The organism is Uliginosibacterium flavum (assembly GCF_040566545.1).
GTDB classification, from domain to species: Bacteria; Pseudomonadota; Gammaproteobacteria; order Burkholderiales; family Rhodocyclaceae; genus Uliginosibacterium; species Uliginosibacterium flavum.
In genome coordinates, this window is sequence record NZ_JBEWZI010000001.1 from 120,669 (window position 1) to 142,817 (window position 22,149).

At 54.8% G+C, this 22,149-nt stretch carries 17 protein-coding genes and 1 pseudogene; 3 read left to right on the forward strand and 15 right to left on the reverse strand.

Annotated elements, in window-relative coordinates; genetic code table 11:
- Window positions 1–9: 9 nt before the first annotated feature.
- The 7 genes and pseudogenes from cmk to gyrA form a co-directional block, all read right to left on the reverse strand.
- Window positions 10–687 carry a (d)CMP kinase gene (gene cmk, locus ABXR19_RS00560; RefSeq protein ID WP_354599124.1) on the reverse strand — a complete coding sequence of 226 codons (678 nt, stop codon included), beginning with the start codon at window positions 685–687 and terminating at the stop codon, window positions 10–12.
- Entirely contained in the window at window positions 687–2,405 is a 1,719-nt protein-coding gene (gene argS, locus ABXR19_RS00565; RefSeq protein ID WP_354599125.1) for an arginine--tRNA ligase, read from the reverse strand. The genes cmk and argS overlap by 1 nt, the downstream gene beginning before the upstream one ends.
- Window positions 2,406–2,416: 11 nt before the next feature.
- A pseudogene (aroA, locus tag ABXR19_RS00570) lies at window positions 2,417–3,703 on the reverse strand (3-phosphoshikimate 1-carboxyvinyltransferase); the annotation flags it as partial.
- Window positions 3,704–3,707: 4 nt separating this feature from the next.
- The gene (locus ABXR19_RS00575; RefSeq protein WP_354599126.1) at window positions 3,708–4,577 is read right to left on the reverse strand and encodes a prephenate dehydrogenase; all 870 of its coding nucleotides are present in this window, start codon (window positions 4,575–4,577) and stop codon (window positions 3,708–3,710) included.
- Between the two features lies 1 nt (window position 4,578).
- The gene (hisC, locus tag ABXR19_RS00580) at window positions 4,579–5,679 is read right to left on the reverse strand and encodes a histidinol-phosphate transaminase (protein WP_354599127.1); all 1,101 of its coding nucleotides are present in this window, start codon (window positions 5,677–5,679) and stop codon (window positions 4,579–4,581) included.
- A 46-nt stretch (window positions 5,680–5,725) separates the two neighbouring features.
- Entirely contained in the window at window positions 5,726–6,790 is a 1,065-nt protein-coding gene (gene pheA / locus ABXR19_RS00585) for a prephenate dehydratase (RefSeq protein WP_354599128.1), read from the reverse strand.
- Entirely contained in the window at window positions 6,787–9,393 is a 2,607-nt protein-coding gene (gene gyrA / locus ABXR19_RS00590; protein WP_354599129.1) for a DNA gyrase subunit A, read from the reverse strand. The genes pheA and gyrA overlap by 4 nt, the downstream gene beginning before the upstream one ends.
- Window positions 9,394–9,508: 115 nt before the next feature.
- On the opposite strand from gyrA, the gene ABXR19_RS00595 reads away from it, so the two are divergent.
- The 3 genes from ABXR19_RS00595 (at window position 9,509) to ubiG (ending at window position 12,535) form a co-directional block, all read left to right on the forward strand.
- A complete protein-coding gene (locus ABXR19_RS00595; protein ID WP_354599130.1) occupies window positions 9,509–10,831 on the forward strand; it encodes a TRZ/ATZ family hydrolase in 1,323 nt (440 codons plus the stop codon).
- Window positions 10,832–11,003: 172 nt separating this feature from the next.
- Entirely contained in the window at window positions 11,004–11,726 is a 723-nt protein-coding gene (locus ABXR19_RS00600) for an OmpA family protein (RefSeq protein WP_354599131.1), read from the forward strand.
- Window positions 11,727–11,827: 101 nt separating this feature from the next.
- Window positions 11,828–12,535: a bifunctional 2-polyprenyl-6-hydroxyphenol methylase/3-demethylubiquinol 3-O-methyltransferase UbiG gene (gene ubiG / locus ABXR19_RS00605; protein WP_354599132.1), complete on the forward strand. Its 708-nt coding sequence runs from the start codon at window positions 11,828–11,830 to the stop codon at window positions 12,533–12,535.
- 72 nt (window positions 12,536–12,607) lie between these two features.
- Here the strand turns inward: ubiG and fusA are convergent, their stop codons facing one another.
- From fusA to nuoI, 8 genes are all read right to left on the reverse strand, one after another.
- A complete protein-coding gene (gene fusA, locus ABXR19_RS00610; protein ID WP_354599133.1) occupies window positions 12,608–14,659 on the reverse strand; it encodes an elongation factor G in 2,052 nt (683 codons plus the stop codon).
- Window positions 14,660–14,922: 263 nt separating this feature from the next.
- Window positions 14,923–15,450, reverse strand: coding sequence for an NUDIX domain-containing protein (locus ABXR19_RS00615; RefSeq protein WP_354599134.1), 528 nt, complete (start codon window positions 15,448–15,450; stop codon window positions 14,923–14,925).
- Between the two features lie 69 nt (window positions 15,451–15,519).
- Window positions 15,520–17,076, reverse strand: a complete 1,557-nt coding sequence (nuoN, locus tag ABXR19_RS00620; protein ID WP_354599349.1) for an NADH-quinone oxidoreductase subunit NuoN — start codon at window positions 17,074–17,076, stop codon at window positions 15,520–15,522.
- Between the two features lie 34 nt (window positions 17,077–17,110).
- The gene (locus ABXR19_RS00625) at window positions 17,111–18,589 is read right to left on the reverse strand and encodes an NADH-quinone oxidoreductase subunit M (RefSeq protein ID WP_354599135.1); all 1,479 of its coding nucleotides are present in this window, start codon (window positions 18,587–18,589) and stop codon (window positions 17,111–17,113) included.
- A gap of 43 nt (window positions 18,590–18,632) precedes the next feature.
- A complete protein-coding gene (gene nuoL, locus ABXR19_RS00630; RefSeq protein WP_354599136.1) occupies window positions 18,633–20,669 on the reverse strand; it encodes an NADH-quinone oxidoreductase subunit L in 2,037 nt (678 codons plus the stop codon).
- Window positions 20,670–20,676: 7 nt separating this feature from the next.
- Window positions 20,677–20,982 carry an NADH-quinone oxidoreductase subunit NuoK gene (gene nuoK / locus ABXR19_RS00635; RefSeq protein WP_435594292.1) on the reverse strand — a complete coding sequence of 102 codons (306 nt, stop codon included), beginning with the start codon at window positions 20,980–20,982 and terminating at the stop codon, window positions 20,677–20,679.
- Window positions 20,982–21,620, reverse strand: coding sequence for an NADH-quinone oxidoreductase subunit J (locus tag ABXR19_RS00640; RefSeq protein ID WP_435594293.1), 639 nt, complete (start codon window positions 21,618–21,620; stop codon window positions 20,982–20,984). The genes nuoK and ABXR19_RS00640 overlap by 1 nt, the downstream gene beginning before the upstream one ends.
- 39 nt (window positions 21,621–21,659) lie before the next feature.
- A complete protein-coding gene (gene nuoI / locus ABXR19_RS00645; RefSeq protein WP_354599139.1) occupies window positions 21,660–22,148 on the reverse strand; it encodes an NADH-quinone oxidoreductase subunit NuoI in 489 nt (162 codons plus the stop codon).
- Between the last annotated feature and the right edge of the window lies 1 nt (window position 22,149).

Consider the following 22,149-nt stretch of genomic DNA (forward strand, 5'->3'; position numbering starts at 1 on the left):
GCCGGACAATTAGGCGACTCGCCCTGCTCCACGCTGCACAACAAAATCCATCACAAACTGCACTGCTTCGTCGATGGAAAGCTTGGTGGTATCAAGCAAAACCGCATCTGCACACGCCTTCAGGGGGGCAACAAGCCGCGAAGCATCGCGGGCATCGCGCTCTTGGAGGTCGCGCAGCAGATCGTCGATATTAGCAGCCAATCCCTTTTCGATCAACTGCTTATAGCGTCTTTCGGCACGCGCTTCAGCGCTCGCCGTAAGGAATATTTTCAGGAAAGACTCTGGAAAAACCACGGAACCCATGTCGCGGCCATCCGCCACAAGGCCCGGCATCACACAGAAATCACGCTGGCGCTCCAATAGCGCTGCCCGCACAGCCGGCAAGGTGGCAATCCTGGAAGCCGCATTGCCAGTTTCTTCACGCCGCAGATCCAGTGAAACATCCTCGCCATCCAGCCAAACCGAGCCCGATGAAAATGCCACATCCAAGCCTGTCGCCGCAGCCGCCACGCCCGACTCATTGGCCAGATCAAGGCCACGCCTGATGGCAGCCAGCGCCAGCACCCGATAGATCGAGCCTGAGTCAAGATAGTGCCAACCCAACTTTTCAGCCACTAGCGCAGCAACCGTCCCCTTGCCCGAGGCCGTTGGCCCGTCAATGGCAATAACCGGAATCAGGTCCGGCATTACATCTGCTCCAGCGTTTCGATACCCAGCAAACCCAGACCAGTCTTGAGTGTGCGCGCGGTCAGCTGACACAGACGCAAACGGCTTTCACGCACCGAGCCCTCACTTTTGAGTACAGGACAAGCCTCGTAAAACCGCATGAACTGGCCCGCCAACTCATACAGATAGGCACACAAGAAATGCGGCATTGTTTCGCGCGCGACCGTCTGCAAAGCCTCGGCAAAGCGAGCCAGCGCCAAGGCCAGCTGACGTTCCGCCTCTTCAGTCAGAACAATCGACGCTGCGGCATCGAAGTTCTCGGCGCGGCGGAAAACGCCGGCAATCCGAGCATATGCGAACAGCAAATAGGGGGCTGAATTACCTTCCAGCGACAGCATGCTGTCCCAGCTAAAGACATAGTCGCTGTTGCGATTCTTCGACAGGTCGGCATACTTTACGGAACCAATCCCAACGACATGCGCAATCTCGCGGCGCTGAGCTTCAGGCATCTCGGAATTTTTTTCGCTAACCAGCGCAAAGGCTCTGTGCTCGGCTTCGTCAAGCAATTCAGCCAACTTAACGGTACCGCCAGTGCGCGTCTTGAAAGGCTTGCCATCTTCCCCCAGCATCACGCCAAAACCGACATGCTCAAGCTTCATCGATTCAGGAGCGTAAGCCGCCTTGCGCGCCACCGTGAACATTTGCTGGAAGTGCAAAGCTTGGCGAGCATCCACGACATACAGCACACGATCAGCTTTCAGTGAGCCTGCGCGATAGCGCACCGCAGCCAGATCACTGGTCGAATACAGGTAGCCGCCATCCTGCTTCTGCACGATGTAGGCCTGTGGCTGATCTTCCTTGTTTTTGAACTCCTCAAGAAAGACAACCTGCGCACCCTCGCTCTCAACTGCCAAGCCCTTGGCTTGCAGGTCGCGAACGACGACCGACAGATCGTCGTTGTAGGCACTCTCCCCGCGAACATCCTCGCGCTTGAGACCCACGCCAAGCTTCGCGTACAAGCTCTCACAGTGATGCAAGGACACATCCAGAAATTTCTGCCACAGGGCATTCACCTGTGCATCACCGCCTTGCAGCTTGACGACACACTCACGCGCCCGCGTCGCAAACGCTTCATCGGCGTCAAAACGCTGTTTGGCGCGACGATAGAAATCCTCAAGATCCGCAAGCGCAACCTCGCCCTCCTGCTCGGCTTCGATTAAATACGCCGTAAGCATACCGAACTGGGTACCCCAATCGCCCACATGATTCTGCGCAATGACTTGGTGCCCCAGAAAACGCAGCACTCGCGCGAGCGCATCGCCAATAATCGTCGAGCGCAAATGGCCAACGTGCATTTCCTTGGCCAGATTCGGCGAGGAATAATCCACGACAACGCGCTGAGAGGCCGGCTGCGGCACCCCCAAGTGCTCGTCGGCCAAAGCAGCCTCAAGCTGCTGCGCCAAAAAATCTGGGGCTATCGTGATATTGATGAAACCCGGCCCGGCAATCTCCACCTTGCTGGCAATCTCCGCCAGATCCAATTGGGCAAGCACCTGCTCGGCCAGCGCACGTGGATTCATCTTGCGCGCCTTGGCTGCCCCCATCACGCCATTGGCCTGGTAGTCGCCGAACTCCGGACGACCGGAAGGCGCAATAACAGCTGCCGCACCTTCACAGCCAACCGCATTCAAGGCAGCCCGTACGCGTGCATCCAGCAATTCAATCAATGTCTGTTTCATGTCTTCACTTACTGCGTGACGCTAGCAAACACGTCGAAATATTCAGGAAAAGTCTTGGCTGTACACTTCGGATCGTTAATCCGAACCGGCGTACCCCCCAAGGAAATCAGCGAAAAACACATCGCCATCCGGTGGTCATCATAGGTATCAATACTGGCGTTCGGAGTAATCCGCTCTGGAGCACGGATGCTGAGCCAGTCATCGCCCTCTTCTACCGTTGCGCCCACTTTTCGCAGCTCAGTGGCCATGGCGGCGATGCGGTCCGTCTCTTTCACGCGCCAGCTTCCAATATTGTTCAAGCGGCAGGGGCCATCACAAAAAAGAGCCGCCACAGCTAGCGTCATCGCTGCATCAGGGATGTGATTGAAATCCATATCAAAGGCCTTGAGCTTTCCGCTCGCAGGAGCCTTGGCTTCAATCCAGTTCTCGCCCATCTCGATCTGCACGCCCAACTGCTCGAGCGCTTGCGCAAAAGCCACGTCGCCTTGAATGCTGCTACGTCCCACCCCCTCGACACGCACCGGCCCACCCGCAATCGCGCCAGCCGCCAAAAAATAGGATGCCGACGAGGCATCGCCTTCAACGTAAACCACGCTCGGCGAAACGTAAGACTTGCCTCCCGGAACGACAAAGCGCTGCCAGCCTTCGCGCAGCACCTCGACACCAAATTGAGCCATCAAGCGCAGCGTAATTTCGATATAAGGCTTGGAGATCAGTTCGCCAATCACCTCAACAGTCGTTTCCACGCCCGTCGTCGGCAAAGCCATCAACAAGGCCGTCAGGAACTGACTGGAGACATTGCCTTTGATGCGGACCACGCCGCCCGACCGAATACTGGCAGGACGGATCTGCAAGGGCGGAAAGCCTTCAGCGCCGAGATATTCGATCTCTGCGCCAATCTGACGCAATCCCTCGACGAGATCACCAATCGGACGCTCATGCATGCGCGGAACGCCGTGCAACTTGTAAGACCCACCCGCCAGCGCCAGCGCAGCTGTCAAGGGCCGAAAAGCGGTGCCCGCATTACCCAAGAATAGGTCGACATCCTTGTTGGCAAAACCATCGGGAGCGCCGACCACCCGATAGTCATGCTCAGCGGTTTTTTCGACAACCACCCCTAAAAGCTTCAGGGCATCCAGCATGCGATCCGTGTCATCCGAAGCCAGCAAATCCCGGATATCGGTGACTCCTTCAGACAAGGCCGCCAGCAACAGGGTTCGATTGGAAATGCTCTTTGAACCCGGCAAACGCACAATGCCCTGAGCGCGAGACAAGGGAGGGAGATCAAGAAATTCCATGATTTTACTTTGCGTGTTTTTCAGCCCAGGCGTTGCGCGCCGCGCTAGCCTCGGCAAACAGGGATTCAAGCGCCTTGCCATCACCTTGCATCAAGAGCGCGCGCAAATAAGCCAACTCAGTCAGATAGGCATCCAGCTCAGCCAGCAAGGCCTGACGATTGGCCACACAGATGTCACGCCACATTTCGGGATGACTCCCGGCAATCCGGGTGAAATCCCGAAAACCTGAAGCCGCAAAACTGAATAACTGTTCAGCGTTACCGCGCGCCTGAATTTCATGAACCAGACCAAAAGCCAACAAATGCGGCAAATGACTGACCGCCGCAAACACGCGATCATGGTCCTGCGGGCTCATCTGACTCATCACCGCGCCGCATGCTGCCCAAGCTGCTCGCACGCGTTCAATGGCTGTAGGTTCGTTCTCTGGCAAGGGCGTGAGCACAACCTTCTTGCCAACATACAAATCAGCACAAGCGGCAGACGGGCCGCTTTTTTCAGCACCCGCAATCGGATGGGCTGGCACTACGTTTGCAAGACGATGCGCGAAATGAGTGTACACAGCCTCAAACACATCCGTCTTGGTGCTACCTGCGTCCGTCACTAGGGTCTGTGCTTCCAGATGCGGCGCGGCGGCAGCCATCACGCTGGCCATTTGACCAACTGGCATCGCGAGCAAGAGCAAATCCGCCCCCTTCAGCGCAACAGCCCAGTCCGTTGCCACCTCGTCCAAGATGCCCAGCTGACGGGCCTCTTCAAGGGTCTCGCGGCGACGGCCAATACCCACAACGGTCTTCACGAGCCCTGCCTGCTTGAGGGCCAGCGCAAAGGATCCGCCGATCAGCCCTACTCCACAAATAACAATTCGTTCAAACATTTCAGGCCTTCAGTGCGAAGGCCAAAGCCTCGAGGAAGCGCACATTTTCTGCCTCAAGGCCGATCGTCACACGCAACCACTCCGGCATCCCGTAATTGCCAATCGGACGGACGATCACGCCTTGCTGCAGCAGGCGACGATTAACGCCTGCACCATCGCCAACCCGGAACGTTACAAAATTACCCGCCGACAGAATGTGCTCCAGATTCAAAGCATCCAGGCCTTTAATGATTTGCGCCATGCCTGCGCGGTTCGTCTCGAAGCTGCGCTGCAAAAAATCATCGTCGCCCAGTGCCGCCTCGGCCGCAGCCAACGCAACGCTGTTGGCATTGAACGGTGCGCGAACACGATTCATCAGATCCGCAACCGCCGGATTGGCAACCGCATACCCGATGCGCAAACCTGCCAAACCATAAATCTTGGAAAAGGTGCGCGAGATCACCAGATTTGGAAAGCGCGCCAGCCACTGCACGCTGTCATAACGCAGCTCCGAGGGCAGATATTCGTTGTAAGCCTCATCTAGCAGCACAATCACATCACTGCGCACGCGCTCGAGAAAAGCTTCGATCAGCGCGCTAGGAATGAAGGTGCCGGTCGGATTGTTCGGATTGGCCAGGAATACGATCCGAGTGTCTTCGGCAATCGCATCTGCCATTGCTGCCAGATCATGGCCATAGAACCGTGCAGGCACTTCAATACCTCGCGCCCCCACACTCTGTGTCACCAAGGGATAAACCGCGAACGCATGCTGTGCATAGACAGCACTGCCACCTGCCGGCAAAAAAGCGCGTGCAGCCAGTTCCAGCACATCATTCGAACCATTACCGAGCACAAAAAAATCCGTACTCACACCCAGCTTTTGTGACAAAGCCTGCTTGAGCCCGAATCCATTCCCATCCGGATAGCGTGCCAGATCGCCAACGGCCGCTGCCGCAGCCGCCTTTGCCTTCGGACTCATACCCAATGGATTTTCATTGGATGCAAGCTTGACGATAGTCGACTCATCCAGCCCCATTTCGCGAGCCAACTCAGCGATGGGTTTGCCCGGAACATAGGGCGAGATACTACGAATGTACTCCGGGGCACGCTGTGCGATGCTCATGAATCAGCTCCGATGAAACGGGAAAAACAGGGCGCTACGCCCCGAATCAAATGGCCGCGACAGGGTAAGAACCGAGAACCTTGACGAACGCCGCACGATCAACCAAAGCACTCAGCGCCGCAGCAACGGCGGGATCCTCGCGATGCCCCTCGACGTCGACGTAAAACACGTACTCCCACAAGCCGGTACGCGAAGGACGCGACTCCAGCTTGCTCATGCTCACGCCCTGATCGGCAAATGGTTGCAGCAAGGCATGGACAGCGCCAGGCCGGTTCGTTGCGGAACAGACCAGCGAAGTCTTGTCGCGCCCTGACGGGCCAGCATCGTGCTGGGCAATGACCAGAAAACGCGTTGTGTTATTCGGATCGTCTTCAATCCCGGCAAACAGGATCGGTAGCTCGTAAAGTTGCGCAGCCCGCTCACCCGCAATGGCCGCGGCCTCCGGATCTGCCGCGGCGAGGCGAGCCGCCTCGGCATTACTGGAAACAGGATGGCGCTCGATATGCAGCGCATGATGCGCAAGCCAGTCATTACACTGCGCCAAAGACTGCGAGTGGGAGTAAATGCGCTTCACGGCGGACAGATCGGCCGCGCGCGTCATCAAATTCTGGCGAATCCGCAGACTGACTTCACCACACACCGACACATTGCCAGAAAGCAGCAAATCCAGAGAGCGACTGATCGCGCCTTCCGTAGAATTCTCTACCGGCACCACACCATATTCAGCAGCCCCGGCTTCGACGGCATGAAACACATCGTCGATTGTCTGCTGTGGCAAAAGCACCGGCGCACCACCAAAATGTTTGCTGGCAGCAGCCTCGGTAAAAGTACCTTGCGGCCCCAGATGGGCCACTTTGAGCGGCTGCTCCAGACCCAGACACCAGGACATGATTTCGCGAAAAATCCGCTGCACAGCCTCGTTCGACAGAGGACCCGGATTCTTGTCGGCAATATTGCGCAGAACCTGCGCCTCACGCTCCGGACGATAGAGTGGGCCGCGCTTGACCTCCCCAACTCGCTGCGCACATTTAGCCCGCGCAGCCAGTCGCTCCAGTATCTCCGAATCCAGTCGATCAATCTCTGAGCGCAACTTCAGCAGTTCGTCACTCATTCCGGACTGCCCTCACCTGCCGTTTCTTCGCCGCCACTCTCAGCAACGCCCTCATCCTCGACACTTTCATCATCACTGTCAGCAATCTTGACGATGGACGACAGACGGGAACCCGCATCCAGATTGATCAGGGTGACGCCTTGAGTGGAACGGCCCAACTCGCGGATATGCTTCACGGGCGTACGGATCAATACACCATTATCCGAAATCAGCATCACCTGATCAGTCGGATCGACCAGCACAGCCCCTACCAGCTTGCCGTTACGCTCGGAGGACTGAATTGCAATCATGCCCTTGGTGCCACGGCCATGCAGCGTGTATTCACCAATCGCCGTACGCTTGCCGTAACCATTTTCCGTCGCGGTCAGCACGCTCTGGGTTTCACCTTGCGCCACCAGCATGGACAATACGGCCTGACCATCTTCCAGCATCATGCCGCGTACGCCACGTGCCGTACGCCCCATCGGACGTACATCCGTCTCGTTGAAGCGTACCGCTTTACCGGCATCCGAGAAGAGCATGACATTGCAATCACCATCGGTAATTGCAACGCCGATCAGGAAGTCGCCATCATCAAGACCGACAGCGATAATCCCGGCTTTGCGCGGATTGGAGAAGTCAGTGAGCGGCGTCTTCTTCACGGTACCCTGTGCGGTTGCCATGAAGATGAAGTGGCCCTCATCAAACTCCTTGACCGGCAACACGGCAGTGATTTTCTCGCCCTCAAGCAAGGGGAAGAGATTGACGATCGGCTTGCCACGCGAGGTGCGATTACCTTCCGGCACTTCATAAACCTTTAGCCAATACAGGCGGCCACGGTTAGAGAAGCACAGAATGAAGTCGTGCGTATTCGCGACAAACAGCTGATCAAGGAAATCATCCTCCTTCATCGATGCAGCCTGCTTGCCCCGCCCGCCACGCTTTTGCGCACGATAATCCGTCAGCGGCTGACGTTTGAAGTAACCCGTATGCGACAAGGTCACAACCATGTCTTCGGGCGCAATCAGATCCTCAATATTGATATCGGCAGTATTCAGCACGATTTCCGATTTGCGCGGATCGCCAAACTGCTCACGAATCGCCCGCAACTCGCCATCAATAATGACCGTGATGCGCGCCGGCTTGGCAAGGATGTCGAGCAGATCAGCGATCTCGGCCATCACATCCCGATACTCGCCAACGATCTTGTCCTGCTCCATGTTGGTCAGGCGCTGCAGTTGCATTTCAAGAATGCGCTGAGCCTGTACTTCGGAGAGGCGATAACCCTGCTTGGACAAACCAAACTCGGCAGCCAAACCCTCTGGACGATAGCTATCCGTCATCGCACGAGACAGCATCTCCTCCACCAGTTGCGAACGCCAGACCCGTTCGGTCAAATCGCGTTTGGCATCACTCGGCGTCGGAGCCGCCTTGATCAGGGCAATGATTTCATCAACATTGGAAAGCGCAACCGCCAAGCCCTCAAGCACATGGCCGCGTTCACGCGCCTTGCGCAATTCGAACACTGTACGCCGCGTCACCACTTCCCGGCGATGAGACAGGAAGCACTCCAGCATCTGCTTCAGATTCAACAGGCGCGGCTTGCCATCAACCAGCGCCACCATGTTCATGCCAAAGGTGTCCTGCAACTGGGTCTGCTTGAACAGCTTGTTCAGCACAACCTCCGCTACTTCACCACGCTTGAGCTCGATCACTACGCGCATGCCGGACTTATCCGACTCGTCACGCAAATCCGAGATCCCTTCAATTTTCTTGTCGCCAACGAGCTCGGCAATTTTCTCGATCAGGGTCTTCTTGTTTACCTGATAGGGAATCTCGTCAATGATGATTGCTTGGCGATTCCCCTTCTCCATGTCCTCGAAGTGAGTGCGCGCGCGCATTACCACTCGGCCACGGCCGGTACGGTAGCCGTCATGTACGCCCTGCAAGCCATAGATCAAGCCAGCCGTCGGAAAATCGGGCGCAGGCACAATCTTGATCAGCTCCTCAATATCTGTATCCGGACTGGCCAGCAGCGTCAGACACGCTTCGATTACTTCCGAAAGATTGTGCGGTGCGATATTGGTCGCCATCCCCACGGCAATCCCTGAGGAGCCATTGATCAGCAAGTTCGGAATGCGCGCCGGCAGAACAGTCGGCTCCAACTCCTTGCCATCATAGTTCGGCTGAAAATCAACCGTCTCCTTGTCGATATCCGCCAGTAGGTCGGCAGAAATCTTCTCCAGACGACACTCTGTGTATCGCATGGCAGCGGCCGAATCGCCATCAATGGAACCGAAGTTCCCCTGCCCGTCCACCAGCGTATAGCGCAGTGAAAAGTCCTGAGCCATCCGCACAAGCGTGTCGTAAATGGCCGAGTCGCCGTGCGGATGGAACTTACCCATAACCTCGCCGACAACCCGCGCGCACTTCACGTACGGGCGATTCCAGACTGTATTGGCTTCATGCATCGCATAGAGAACTCGGCGGTGCACAGGCTTCAAGCCGTCGCGCACATCCGGTAACGCACGTCCTACGATCACGCTCATCGCGTAATCGAGATAGGAGTGACGCATTTCTTCCTCTAAACTGATTGGCAGCGTTTCCTTGGCAAACGAATTCATAGGCGCTTATGAAGGTCCGGTTGAGTGCGCTAAAAGACGGCAATTGTAACATGCCCGCCAACCGCCTTCGCGGCCCCATTCACCCCATAACCCACCCATCAGCCTCCAACCCCGCATGAACACTCTGCGCAATGTCGATCTGATCATAGAAGCTCGCTGGATCATTCCGGTTGAGCCCGCCAACACGACTCTTGAGCACCACGCCGTTGTAATCGACAAAGGCTTGATTGCTGACCTACTCCCCATTCACAAAAGCCACGAGTGCTACACCGCAACAGAAATCGTCGAACTGCCTGAGCACGTCCTCCTCCCGGGCCTGATCAATGCCCACACCCACGCAGCCATGAGCCTGCTGCGCGGCATTGCCGACGACTTGCCGCTGACGCCCTGGCTACAAGACGCAATCTGGCCAATGGAACAAAAGCTCGTTTCCAGCCAATTCGTCTATGACGGCACATCTCTGGCCGCAGCTGAGATGCTTTGCGGCGGAATTACCTGCGCCAGCGACATGTATTTCTTCCCGGATGACGCTGCGCGTGCCTTCAGCGACGCCGGCATGCGCGCGGCGCTGGGCATCACGATCATCGACTTCCCCAGCAACTACGCAACCACAGCCGACGATTATCTCCACAAGGGCTTGCAAGCCCGTGAAAACTGGAAAGAGAATCCACTCATCAACTTTGCTCTCGCCCCTCACGCCCCCTACACAGTTTCAAACCAAAGCTTCGAGCGGATTGCAACCCTTGCAGAAGAACTCGACACCGGCATTCACATTCACATACACGAAACCACTCAGGAGATCCGTGGCAGTCTGGCTCAGCACGGCGTTCGCCCACTCGCTCGCCTGGACGGCCTCGGCCTGATTGGGCCAAACTCTCAACTGGTTCATGCCGTATACCTGACCGAATGCGAGCAGCAACTGATCGCCGCACGAAACTGTTCGGTTATTCACAACCCAACTTCAAACATGAAGCTCGCGAGCGGCATCGCCCCGGTCAACAGCATGCTGGCTCAAGGTATCAATGTCGCACTGGGCACGGACGGAGCTGCCAGCAACAACCGCCTTGATATTTTTCAGGAAATGCGACATGCCGCCCTGCTGGCAAAAGTGACTAGCGGTGACGCTAGTGCGCTCCCGGCCCATCAAGTTATCCGCATGGCCACCCTGAACGGAGCCCAATCTCTCGGCCTTCAAGAGCAGATCGGCAGCATTCAACATGGCAAAGAGGCGGATCTGTGCGCGGTCAGCCTTGGCTCGCCACAAAACACCCCGTGCTATGACCCAGCCTCGCACTTGGTTTACGTTGCCGGACGAGAGTCCGTCACCGACGTCTGGGTTCAAGGCAAACCCCGAGTACGAACGGGCAGCCTGTTGCATGCAAGCAACAAAGAATTGCTGAGCATTTCACGCCTGTGGCAAAATGCCACGAAGCGCTGAATGGTTCTGCCATCAAGCTGAGTACAGCAAAATCTGAAGCACAGACTTGCTGCACTGGAGAGTTGAAAACGGCTTGGCAAGAGTTATTTGTCGGCTGGTAGTTTTAATGGGGGGCATCGGGAAGCCGCTCTGTCCAAATGTTGTATGCAATCAGACTTGCAATGAGGAGAATATGAAAAAATCACATTTGTTCATTCTGGCAGCCATCGCTGGCTTTGCCGCCAGTGCCCAAGCCCAGATCGTCGTGAAATCGGCGCCCGTTCAGCCCTATGTTCTGGGCGCTGGCAACATCGTTGCAAAAGACGGCCTTGGCAACTGCCTGCGCAGCAACAACTACTCCACTGATCTGATCAAGAGCGTGATGACCACCGAAGACAAGCCGGTTGGCGTTGCTTGCGGCGAAATCAAAGCCGACGCTCCTGTCGCAGCTCCAGCCGCAGCTCCAGCCGCAGCTCCGGCAGCCAAGCCGGCAGCCGCACCTGCTGGCGGTACGGCTCCTGCAGCACAAAAGGTCAGTCTGCCTAGCGACGCGCTGTTTGCCTATGACAAGGCCGACCTGAGCGACATGGGTAAGAGCAACCTGACGACTTTCGCTGACAACGCGAAAAAACTGAAGGCTCTGGAAGTGATCATTGCTGTCGGCCACGCTGACCGCATTGGCTCCCCGGCTTACAACCAGAAACTGTCTGAAAAGCGCGCTGCCGCGGTCAAGGACTTCTTGGTTGGTCAAGGCATCGCCGCTAACAAGGTCTACACTGAAGGCAAGGGCGAAGCTCAACCTATCACCGGCAAGACCTGCGAAAAGCTGGGCGCTGACAGTGGCAAGAACAAGAAGTTGGTTGATTGTCTGGCTCCGGATCGCCGCGTCGAACTGGAAGCTGTTGGCACGAAGTAAGCCAATTTCTGCAGTAGAAAAAAGCCCAGCGCAGGCTGGGTTTTTTTTCGTCTTCTGATTCAATCGAAATCAATCACTCAGCAGCACATTCAAGGAAACACATGCCTCTCATCAATGCTGACGAAAAGGAACTGGCCAAGTTCAGCGAATTGGCCCATCGCTGGTGGGACCCTGAGTCGGAATTCAAACCTCTGCACGAAATCAACCCCTTGCGCCTGAACTGGATTGACGAACACGCTTCAATCGCTGGCAAACAGGTGCTGGACATCGGCTGTGGCGGCGGGATCCTGACCGAAAGCATGGCCCGCAAAGACGCCAAAGTTACTGGCATCGACCTTTCAGAGAAAGCCTTGGCCGTCGCTCGTTTGCACCTTTTCGAAAGTCAGCTGAGTATTGACTATCAAAATGTCTCTGCCGAAGAATTCGCCAAACGACACCCCGCCACGTTTGACGTCGTCACCTGCATGGAAATGCTGGAGCATGTTCCTGATCCAGCCAGCATCGTAAAGGCTTGCGCCACACTGGTAAAACCCGGCGGTCATGTCTTTCTATCGACGATCAACCGGAACTTGAAAGCCTATTTATTCGCTATTGTAGGCGCAGAATACGTCCTGAATATGTTGCCACGCGGCACTCACGAGTATGCAAAATTCCTGAAGCCGGCAGAACTTTCACGCTATTTGCGCGACGCTGATCTTGAGGTTCAGGAACTCATCGGCATGCATTATCAGCCGCTCAACAAGACTTACAGCCTTGGAAACGGCAGCGATATAAACTACCTGATGCGCGCAATCAAACCGCAGAACTGAGCGAATCAAGTCTTGCAAGCAACAGCCCGAAGAGCCGCTCTGGGCGGACTTCTTCAGGCATGCCAGCACGCCTCACAACTCCTCGTCTTGCGGCTTGAATGCTGCCATCAGCTGCTGCTGAACATTGAGCGGAGCAGCTTCATACTCTGACAGCTGCAGGGTATAACTCCCCTGCCCGCCCGTAATCGACTTCAGACGACTCTGAAAATCCGCCAGTTCGGACAGCGGAGCCCGGGCATTGATCACGATCATGCCGGCACGGGTGTTGCCTGTAGTGGTTACCTGACCACGGCGCACCGAAACCTCCCCCGAAACGTCACCATAAGCGGAGTCCGGCACAGAAATTTCCAGATCAACCAGAGGCTCCAGTACAACTGGACGAGCGCTTTTCATTGCGTCTAGAAAAGCCTTCCTGCCCGCAGTTACAAAGGCAATTTCTTTCCCGTCCACAGGATGAGTTTTTCCGTCGTACACAGTGACCTCAACATCCTGAACCGGGAAACCTGCGATTGCACCAGAAACCAAAACCTCACGCACCCCCTTCTCAACAGCAGGAATGAACACGCCAGGAATAGAGCCGCCCTTTATTTCATTCTTGAAGCGAAAACCTTCACCCCGAGCCAGTGGTGCTACGCGCAAAAAAACCTCACCGAACTGGCCTGCACCACCACTCTGCTTCTTATGACGACAATGCCCTTCCGCAGTATGGGTAATGGTTTCACGATAGGGAATGGTCGGCGCATGACTATCCACCTCCAGCTTGTACTGCGCGCTCATCCGCTCCAGCACCCGACCTAAATGCATCTCGCCCTGACCACGGATCACCACCTCATGTGTAGTGGGGTCGCTCTCCACATAGAGCCCCGGATCCTCTATCGCCAATCGATGCAGGACTTCCGCTAGCTTCTGCTCCTCTCCGCGCCGTTTGACGCGCACAGCCAAGCCATACACGGCGTGCGGAATAGGTAAAGGCCGAAAATGAATTTGCGCGTCTTCCTGTGCGTCATGCAGTACCGCGTCAAACACGACATCCTCAAGCTTGGTAATCGCGCAAATTTCGCCGGGCCCCGCGCTGTTTATCGCCGTCAATTGCTTCCCTTGCACACTGAAAAGATGGGCGACCCGGCAAGGCTTTCGTGCATCTCCGACATACAGCATGCTGTCGGGAGTAATCGTTCCTTGCAGTATGCGGAGCGTTGCGATCTTCCCCAGATAGGCATCCACCTCAAGCTTGAATACATGCGCAATCACATGCTCGTCAGGCAAATGCGAGACATTCAACGGCTCAGCGGACTCAGCTTGTCCTCCAAGCCACTTTTCAAACAAAGGCGGATTTCCCTCAAGAGGACTGGGCGCGAGGCGCACAATAAAATCGAGTAACTCGCGCAAGCCGGCCCCGCTTCGTGCCGAAGTAAACAAGACCGGAATCAGATGTCCTTCCCGTAACGCCTGCTCGAACGCGTCGTGCAGTAGATCTGGTGCAATCTCTTCACCACTCAGATAACGTTCGGTCAGGGCCTCATCGACCTCGACAATTTGCTCGACGATCGCACGATGCGCATCCTCGACACTGCCAAAATCCGTCGGGCCGGCTGTGAAATTAAAAAAACAATCCACAACTTTTTTACCGCCTTCGGCGGGCAGATTTATCGGCAAACACTCCCGACCGAATGCGGACTGCAAACTCTCCAGAAGTTCAGGCAAGTTCAATCGATCCACATCAATTCGATTCACCACGACAATCCGGCACAGCTTCCGGGTTTGCGCCCACAACATCGCTCTGGACGCACTTATTTCTATGCCATTTTGGGGATTAAAAAGAATCGCGGCAGTCTCAACCGCATCCAGCGCCGCCATTGCTTGGCCGGCAAAGTCAGGAAAGCCCGGCGTATCAAGCAGTTGCACCCGGACATCACCCTGATCAAGATACGCCGCCGCCAGTTTCGCCGTATGTTGATGCTCTTTTTCAAGAGGATCGTAATCACAGACTGTAGTACCCTTTTCAACACTCCCTGCAACTGGGATTGCCCCTGCCAGAGCCAACAAATTCTCAATCAAAGTGGTTTTGCCTGAACCCGCATGACCAAACATGGCCAGAGTACGAAGATTATCTGCAACCAGCATATCCGCATCCCCTCTTGTAGATATTGTGTGGATCCACACTACACCCGCAGCCAGAGGGTTTCAATCGGCATTCACCACAGCGAAGAGCTTTGCCCTTCTGGGCTTTTAGCATCCCAACCTCAGCGCAAATTGAATACGCAAGAGCTCACAAGACGGCGCCTGAAGAACCGCACCTGGCTTGCCTCTTCAGCAAGCCATGCTGCAAAGGCAGGCGCAGCAAGGCTGTTCAGGCAAAGGCAAAAAACCTCCGGCAGCGACCACCTTCAACCTAAAAATTTGCGGGCCCAGAACAAACAGGTAATGGTCTTGGCGTCAGTAATACGCCCATCAAAAACTGCCTGCTCAGCTTCATCAAGAGCCATTTCAAACACCTCAACCGACTCGTCTTCATCAAGATTCTGCTCGCCCGCCGTCAAACCTTGAGCCAGAAAAATTTCGATACGCTCATCCGAATACCCAATGCAATTATGCATCGTGCCGAGATGACGCCAAATCGCAGCCGTATAACCAGTTTCTTCCAATAATTCACGCGTGGCACATTCCAAAATTGTGTCACCCGAATCAATTTTCCCCGCAGGCAATTCGATAAATACCCTGTCCAATGGATAACGAAACTGGCGCTCAAAAATCAGCACGCCAGGGCGCAACTCGGCTATCACAACACACGCACCGGGGTGACGTACAAACTCACGCAAAGCAGTCCTGCCATCAGGCAAGCGCACTTCGTCGCGCAGAACCTTGAGCAACTTCCCTGAAAAAACATCTTCACTGGATACGAGCGTTTCGATCATTTCTTCACCCATAGAATTTGTTCGAAAAAAAAGCCAGCGATGCTGGCTTTTCTTTTCCTGTGATCAAGCCTACTGAACGCTCTGAATCACGATTACGCACAACTGCACCAGGAACCCGGGGAAGAGCCCGAACACGGCCAGCGCCAAAACGTTTGCAGACAATACAGTTCGAACACCACGCCCCGCCTCGATTGGAGCCAAGTTCACTGGCTCATCGAAGAACATTACTTTGACGATACGCAAGTAATAAAAAGCGCCAATCAAGGACATTGCAACGGCCAACACAGCCAAGCTCGCGTGCCCCGCCGACCATAAGGCCTGCAAAACGAAGAACTTGGCAAAAAATCCCAGGAAAAACGGAATCCCCGCCATCGAGAACATCACTATCGCCATCATCCCCGCCCACCAACTGCTACGCTTGTTGAGGCCTTTGAGATCGTCAATATCCTCTGCTTCAAACCCGGCTCTAGACATCAGCAACATGACGCCAAAGCCCGCCAAGGTAGTCAGCATGTAGCTCAGCGCGTAAAACAGTGCAGACACATAGGCAATAGTTGAACCATTCAGGCTTGTCGACGCGAACCCCAGAAGCAAGAAGCCCATGTGTGAAATGCCGGAATACGCCAACATTCGCTTGAGATTGGTTTGCGCGATCGCGGAAATATTTCCCAAAATAATTGAGGAAACACCCACAAACAGCAGCATCAACTTCCAGTGATCGACCAATCCCCACAAACCAAACGCCAACAAGCGGCAGAGCATTGCAAACGCGGCAAGTTTGGAAGCGGAAGCGATAAACAAGGTTACCGCAGTCGGCGCGCCCTCATAGACATCAGGAATCCACATGTGAAAGGGCACGACGCCGAGCTTGAAAGCGATGCCGGCCACCAGAAACACCAAACCGAAAAGCAATACCGTACGATTAGCGGTCTGCGGATCGACCAATGCCAGACCGACATCCACCAAACCCAGTGACTGGGTCGCGCCATAAACCATGGACATGCCATACAGCAGCAGACCGGATGCCAAAGCACCCAACACAAAATACTTCATGGCAGCCTCGGTGGAACGCACCGAATCCCGATTGATCGCAACCAGTGCGTATGAGGACAAAGACAGCAACTCCAGCCCCACATACACAGTAATCAGACTGGCAGCAGAAATCAGCACCATGATGCCGAGCGTCGCAAACAACACCAGCAAGTAGTATTCAGGCGACTCCAGCTTGCGATCCTGCAGATAGCGGCGGCCATACACAAGCACCAACGCAACCGCCGCACAAACTGCAATTTTCAGCAAATCCCCAAGCGGATCCGCCAGATACATCTGGCCAAAGGTGAACTGAGGTTCGCTACTCCCCAGATAGCCGAGAGCGATCTGCCCAATGTTGCGGATAAATTCCCCGAGCGGAGCCTGAGCATACAGTTTGCCGACAGTTGCAGAAAAATCGCGACCGACAAAAATTGTGACTCCGGCACCAATCAGCAATGCGGCGTGCGTCAGGTAATAAGTAATCTGACTCGCACTGCGGCGGGCAAAGGACACCAGCAGCAGCATGAACAAGCCAATAGCAGCCACCGTTATTTCGGGGGCTGCGGGAGAAAAACTGGGTATCTGGAATTCCATCATGCGCCTGTACGATTAAGCATCGATCAATCGGTCACAACTTGCCGGCAGTGACATGCCGGAGCAAATCAGCAACTGAAGCATGCATTACGTCGTTTATCGGGAAGGGATATAGCCCCATAGCCAACACACAGAGAGCCAACACGGCAAGGAAAAATCCCTCACGCAAATTTATATCGGCAAGCCCCGCTACATTCGGATTCGTCACAGCACCAAACATCACGCGCTTATACATCCACAAGGTATACGCCGCGCCAAGTATCAAGGTACTTGCAGCCGCGAAGCCTACCCAGAAATTGAACTTGATTGCGCCGAGAATGACCCAGAACTCACCAACAAAACCGCTGGTTGCCGGCAGTCCGGCGTTCGCCATGGCAAACAGCATGAAAAACGCAGCAAACTTGGGCATTACATTTACAACGCCACCGTAATCTGCAATTTGCCGGCTATGCATGCGATCGTACAAAACACCAATGCACAAAAACATGGCGGCAGAAACGAACCCATGCGAAATCATCTGAACCAGTGCACCTTCCATCCCCAAGGGATTGAAGATGAAAAATCCCAGCGTTACAAAACCCATGTGTGAAATTGACGAGTAAGCAACCAGCTTTTTCATGTCCGTCTGGACAATCGCCACAAAACCGATATAGATAACCGCAATCAGGGACAGGGCGATCATGACCGGCGCCATCGCCTGACTTGCGTCCGGCACGACGGGCAGAGAGAAACGCAGAAAACCATACGCACCGAGTTTCAATGCAATGGCGGCCAGCACAACCGAACCACCTGTAGGGGCCTCAACGTGGGCGTCGGGCAACCAAGTATGCACAGGCCACATTGGCACCTTGACGGCAAAGGACGCCAGGAAAGCCCAGAAGATCAAAGTCTGGCTATGCATATCCAGCTTCAGCGCATGCCAGTCAGCAATCGCAAAACTTCCTGAATGCTGGAACAGATACACAAAAGCCAGCAACATCAACAAAGAGCCTGCCAGGGTGTAGAGAAAGAACTTGAACGCGGCATACACACGATTGGCGCCCCCCCAGATCCCGATAGCCAGATACAAGGGAATCAGGGAAGCTTCAAAAAACACATAGAACAACAAACCATCCTGCGCGGCGAATATCCCGTTCATCAAACCGGACATGATCAAAAACGCGGCGATGTACTGTGCCACCTTCTTTTGGATAACCGCCCAACCGGCCAATAAAACAATCACCGTAATGAAACTGTTAAGCACTACAAAAGGCATGGAAATGCCATCCACACCAAGCGAGTAGTGCGCATTGAACCCACGAATCCAGCTCGTGAATTCAACAAACTGCATAGCACTGCTGCTCGCATCGAACTGCATATACAGCGGCAGCGTTACCAGAAAGCCCATTAGCGCAAAGAACAGGCCCATCGCACGCGCAACGTGTGCATGGCGGTCTGAATTCGCACACAGCGTCAATAGACCACCGAAAATCGGGATCCAGATCGATAGACTGAGATAAGGCACACTGGTCATCTTTGCTTTCCGTGAATTCTTTTCTGTCTGAAGTTCTCGCGCCTCAGGACGCGAGCACTCCGGTCTTCAGGTAGGGCCACCACAGTGCCAGCAGCAGCACTACACCGATGACAATCCAGAACGCATACTGATACAAGAGGCCGCTCTGCAAAAAGCGCGACATCCTGGCGACCCAGCCAACAAGGCGCGCAGATCCATTCACAATCACGCCATCAATCAGCATCTGATCACCGACCTTCCACAAACGAGCCCCCAAGGCACGAGCTCCGCCAGCGAACACGATCTCATTGAAACGGTCGAAGTAATACTTGTTGTCCAGCAAGGTATACAAAAATCCGAAACGCTTTTGCAACGCGGCAGGAATATCCGGGCGCTTGAGATAGAAGAACCAGGCCAGAACGACCCCACCCAAAGCGAACCAGGCGGGCGACTTGATGCTGAACCCGTGCAGCCCCATAGCCCACGCGCCATGAAACTCCTCGCGCATCTCACCCAAGACGTTGTGGGCCTCGTTAACGAAAATCGTTCCCTTGAACCACTCGCCAAACAGCATCGGCTCAATGGTGATAAAGCCGATCAAGATTGAAGGCACTGCAAGAAGGATCAAAGGCAAGGTCACGACCCACGGGGACTCATGCGGCTTCTGTCCGGGAGCCAAGCCATGATGATGATCCGACGCGGACTCCTCGTCGGCGTGATCCCCATGATGATCGTGAGCATGACCGAAGCGCTCCTTGCCATGAAACACCATGAAATACATGCGGAAAGAGTAGAAAGCGGTAACAAGCACACCCGCCATCACGCAAAAATATGCGTAGCCCGACCCGGGAAGCTGCGAGAGCTTGACGGCTTCGACAATCGACTCTTTGGAATAGAAACCGGAGGTAAACGGCAGGCCGATCAGGGCCACCGAGCCCAGCAGGGAGGTGATCCAAGTGATTTTCATGTACTTCCACAGACCGCCCATGTTGCGCATGTCCTGATCATGATGCATGCCGATGATCACCGAGCCGGCGCCCAAGAACAGCAAAGCTTTAAAGAAAGCATGCGTCATCAAATGGAAGACCGCGGCAGAATAGGCTGAAGCGCCCAGCGCCACCGTCATGTAACCCAACTGCGAGAGGGTCGAATAGGCCACAACACGTTTGATGTCGTTCTGAACGATGCCGAGAAAACCCATGAACAGCGCTGTAGTTGCGCCAATCACCATCACGAAGGACAGCGCGGTTTCCGACAATTCAAACAGCGGCGACATGCGTGCCACCATGAATATCCCGGCGGTCACCATGGTCGCGGCGTGAATCAAGGCCGAGATCGGGGTTGGGCCTTCCATCGAGTCAGGCAACCAAACGTGCAGCGGAACCTGGGCGGATTTACCCATAGCACCGATAAACAAACCGATACAGATCGCCGTCATCAGCGGCCAACCCGTTGCGGGCACAACCATCTGAACCAGCTCCGGCGCCTTGGCAAACACCTCCGCGTAATTCAGGCTGCCGGCAGATGTGGCGATCAAACCGATACCCAACAAAAACCCGAAGTCACCGACGCGGTTAACCAGAAAGGCTTTCAGGTTGGCATAGATAGCAGTCGGCCGCGTGTACCAGAAGCCGATCAGCAGGTAGGAGACAAGGCCCACGGCTTCCCAACCGAAGAAAAGTTGGAGGAAGTTGTTGCTCATCACCAGCATCAGCATCGCGAAGGTAAACAGCGAAATATAGCTGAAAAACCGTTGATAACTGGGGTCTTCGGCCATGTAGCCGACAGTATAGATATGCACCATGAGTGACACGAAAGTCACCACCAGCATCATCATTACGGTCAGGCTATCGATCAGGAAACCAACTTCGAAATCAATTCCACCACTGCTCGCCCACGTATAGAGAGCTCCGTTAAAAACATTACCGGCCTGCACATCCAGATAAATGAACACAGACGCGACAAGGGCTGTAGCAACGCCCAAGATCGTGACCGAGTGTGATGCGGTGCGTCCGATCAGCTTGCCGAACAGACCCGCCAAAATGGCGCCTGCCAGCGGAGCCAAGGGCACGAGGAGATAGAGTTTCTGCATTGAAGTCATCAGGCTCTCAACCCTTCAGGCTGTCGAGATCATCGACATGAATGGAGCGCAGGTTACGGAACAGCACGACAAGAATGGCCAGGCCAATTGCCGACTCGGCTGCAGCCACAGTCAGGATGAAGAAAACGAAAATCTGACCCGCCGAATCACCAAAATAGCTGGAAAATGCAACGAAATTCATATTGACGGCGAGAAGCATCAACTCGATTGCCATCAGTAATACGATCAGATTTTTCCGATTAAGAAAAATCCCGACCACGCTGATCGAAAACAGGACGGCTCCAAGAATCAGGACGTGTGAAAGCGGCACCATCATTTCGCGACATCTCCCGTGCTCTCAGCCACGATTTCTTCCTTTTCTGCTGGAATCGAATGAATCACCAGACGATCTTTTGCCTTCACTGCAATCTGAGCCGACGGATCGATACGCCGTATTCCTTCGCGGCGTCGATACGTTAGCGCAACCGCAGCAATCATCGCGACGAGCAAAATCAACGAAGCCAGCTCGAAGGGATACGCGTAATCCGTAAAGATAACGCGCGCGAGATTCTGGGCATTGCTGTAGGCCACATCAACAGCTTGGGGAGCCGGCAGGCTTTCCAGCCTGAAATAACGCCCATTCAGGACCATAGCCATTTCAGCAACCATGATCGTTGCAACCACCAGGCCAACCGGTAGATAACGCCAGAAACCCTCACGCATTTTTTCGACATTGATGTCGAGCATCATCACCACGAACAGGAACAGCACCATCACAGCACCCACGTAAATCAGGATGATGGCAATCGCAAGAAACTCGGCCTGCATCAGCATCCAGATCATGCCCGAGGTAAAGAAGGCCAATACCAGATAGAGCACGGCGTGCACGGGATTACGCGCCGTAATGACCCGCAACCCGGCGAAGACGAGAATCGCCGAGAAGAGATAAAAACAAATTGTCGTAAAGGAAATAGCCATGGATCCCTCGGTTAAACCTTCTGCATTCCTGCTTCAGCGATATTTGGCATCGGCCGCACGATCTTCAGCGATCTGCGCCTCATAGCGATCACCCACGGCCAGAAGCATCTGCTTGGTGTAGTAAAGATCCCCACGCTTCTCGCCGTGGTACTCAAGTACCCGGGTTTCCACGATGGCATCGACAGGGCAAGCCTCTTCGCAAAACCCGCAAAAAATACATTTCGTCAGATCAATGTCGTAACGCGTAGTACGGCGCGAACCATCGTCTCGCTGCGCAGAATCAATCGTGATCGCCAGCGCCGGACAGACTGCCTCACACAATTTGCAGGCAATGCAGCGCTCTTCGCCATTCGGGTAGCGACGTAGCGCATGCAGGCCCCGAAAGCGTGGACTTTGCGGCGTCTTCTCTTCCGGATATTGAATCGTGATCTTGCGCGCGAACAGATGCCGCCCCGTCAGAGCCAACCCCTTGAGGAGCTCGAACAGAACAATACTGCCGAAGAAATTTTTCACAGCACCCATG

Excerpts from the sequence above, each read along its gene's own strand:
- nuoN (WP_354599349.1), bottom strand. The coding sequence starts at position 17,076 with ATGGAATTCCAGATACCCAGTTTTTCTCCCGCAGCCCCCGAAATAACG.
- ABXR19_RS00600 (WP_354599131.1), top strand. The coding sequence starts at position 11,004 with ATGAAAAAATCACATTTGTTCATTCTGGCAGCCATCGCTGGCTTTGCC.
- fusA (WP_354599133.1), bottom strand. The coding sequence starts at position 14,659 with ATGCTGGTTGCAGATAATCTTCGTACTCTGGCCATGTTTGGTCATGCG.
- ubiG (WP_354599132.1), top strand. The coding sequence starts at position 11,828 with ATGCCTCTCATCAATGCTGACGAAAAGGAACTGGCCAAGTTCAGCGAA.
- ABXR19_RS00575 (WP_354599126.1), bottom strand. The coding sequence starts at position 4,577 with ATGTTTGAACGAATTGTTATTTGTGGAGTAGGGCTGATCGGCGGATCC.
- cmk (WP_354599124.1), bottom strand. The coding sequence starts at position 687 with ATGCCGGACCTGATTCCGGTTATTGCCATTGACGGGCCAACGGCCTCG.
- nuoL (WP_354599136.1), bottom strand. The coding sequence starts at position 20,669 with ATGACTTCAATGCAGAAACTCTATCTCCTCGTGCCCTTGGCTCCGCTG.
- argS (WP_354599125.1), bottom strand. The coding sequence starts at position 2,405 with ATGAAACAGACATTGATTGAATTGCTGGATGCACGCGTACGGGCTGCC.
- pheA (WP_354599128.1), bottom strand. The coding sequence starts at position 6,790 with ATGAGTGACGAACTGCTGAAGTTGCGCTCAGAGATTGATCGACTGGAT.
- nuoI (WP_354599139.1), bottom strand. The coding sequence starts at position 22,148 with ATGGGTGCTGTGAAAAATTTCTTCGGCAGTATTGTTCTGTTCGAGCTC.
- ABXR19_RS00595 (WP_354599130.1), top strand. The coding sequence starts at position 9,509 with ATGAACACTCTGCGCAATGTCGATCTGATCATAGAAGCTCGCTGGATC.
- hisC (WP_354599127.1), bottom strand. The coding sequence starts at position 5,679 with ATGAGCATCGCACAGCGTGCCCCGGAGTACATTCGTAGTATCTCGCCC.
- nuoK (WP_435594292.1), bottom strand. The coding sequence starts at position 20,982 with ATGGTGCCGCTTTCACACGTCCTGATTCTTGGAGCCGTCCTGTTTTCG.
- gyrA (WP_354599129.1), bottom strand. The coding sequence starts at position 9,393 with ATGAATTCGTTTGCCAAGGAAACGCTGCCAATCAGTTTAGAGGAAGAA.
- ABXR19_RS00615 (WP_354599134.1), bottom strand. The coding sequence starts at position 15,450 with ATGATCGAAACGCTCGTATCCAGTGAAGATGTTTTTTCAGGGAAGTTG.
- ABXR19_RS00625 (WP_354599135.1), bottom strand. The coding sequence starts at position 18,589 with ATGACCAGTGTGCCTTATCTCAGTCTATCGATCTGGATCCCGATTTTC.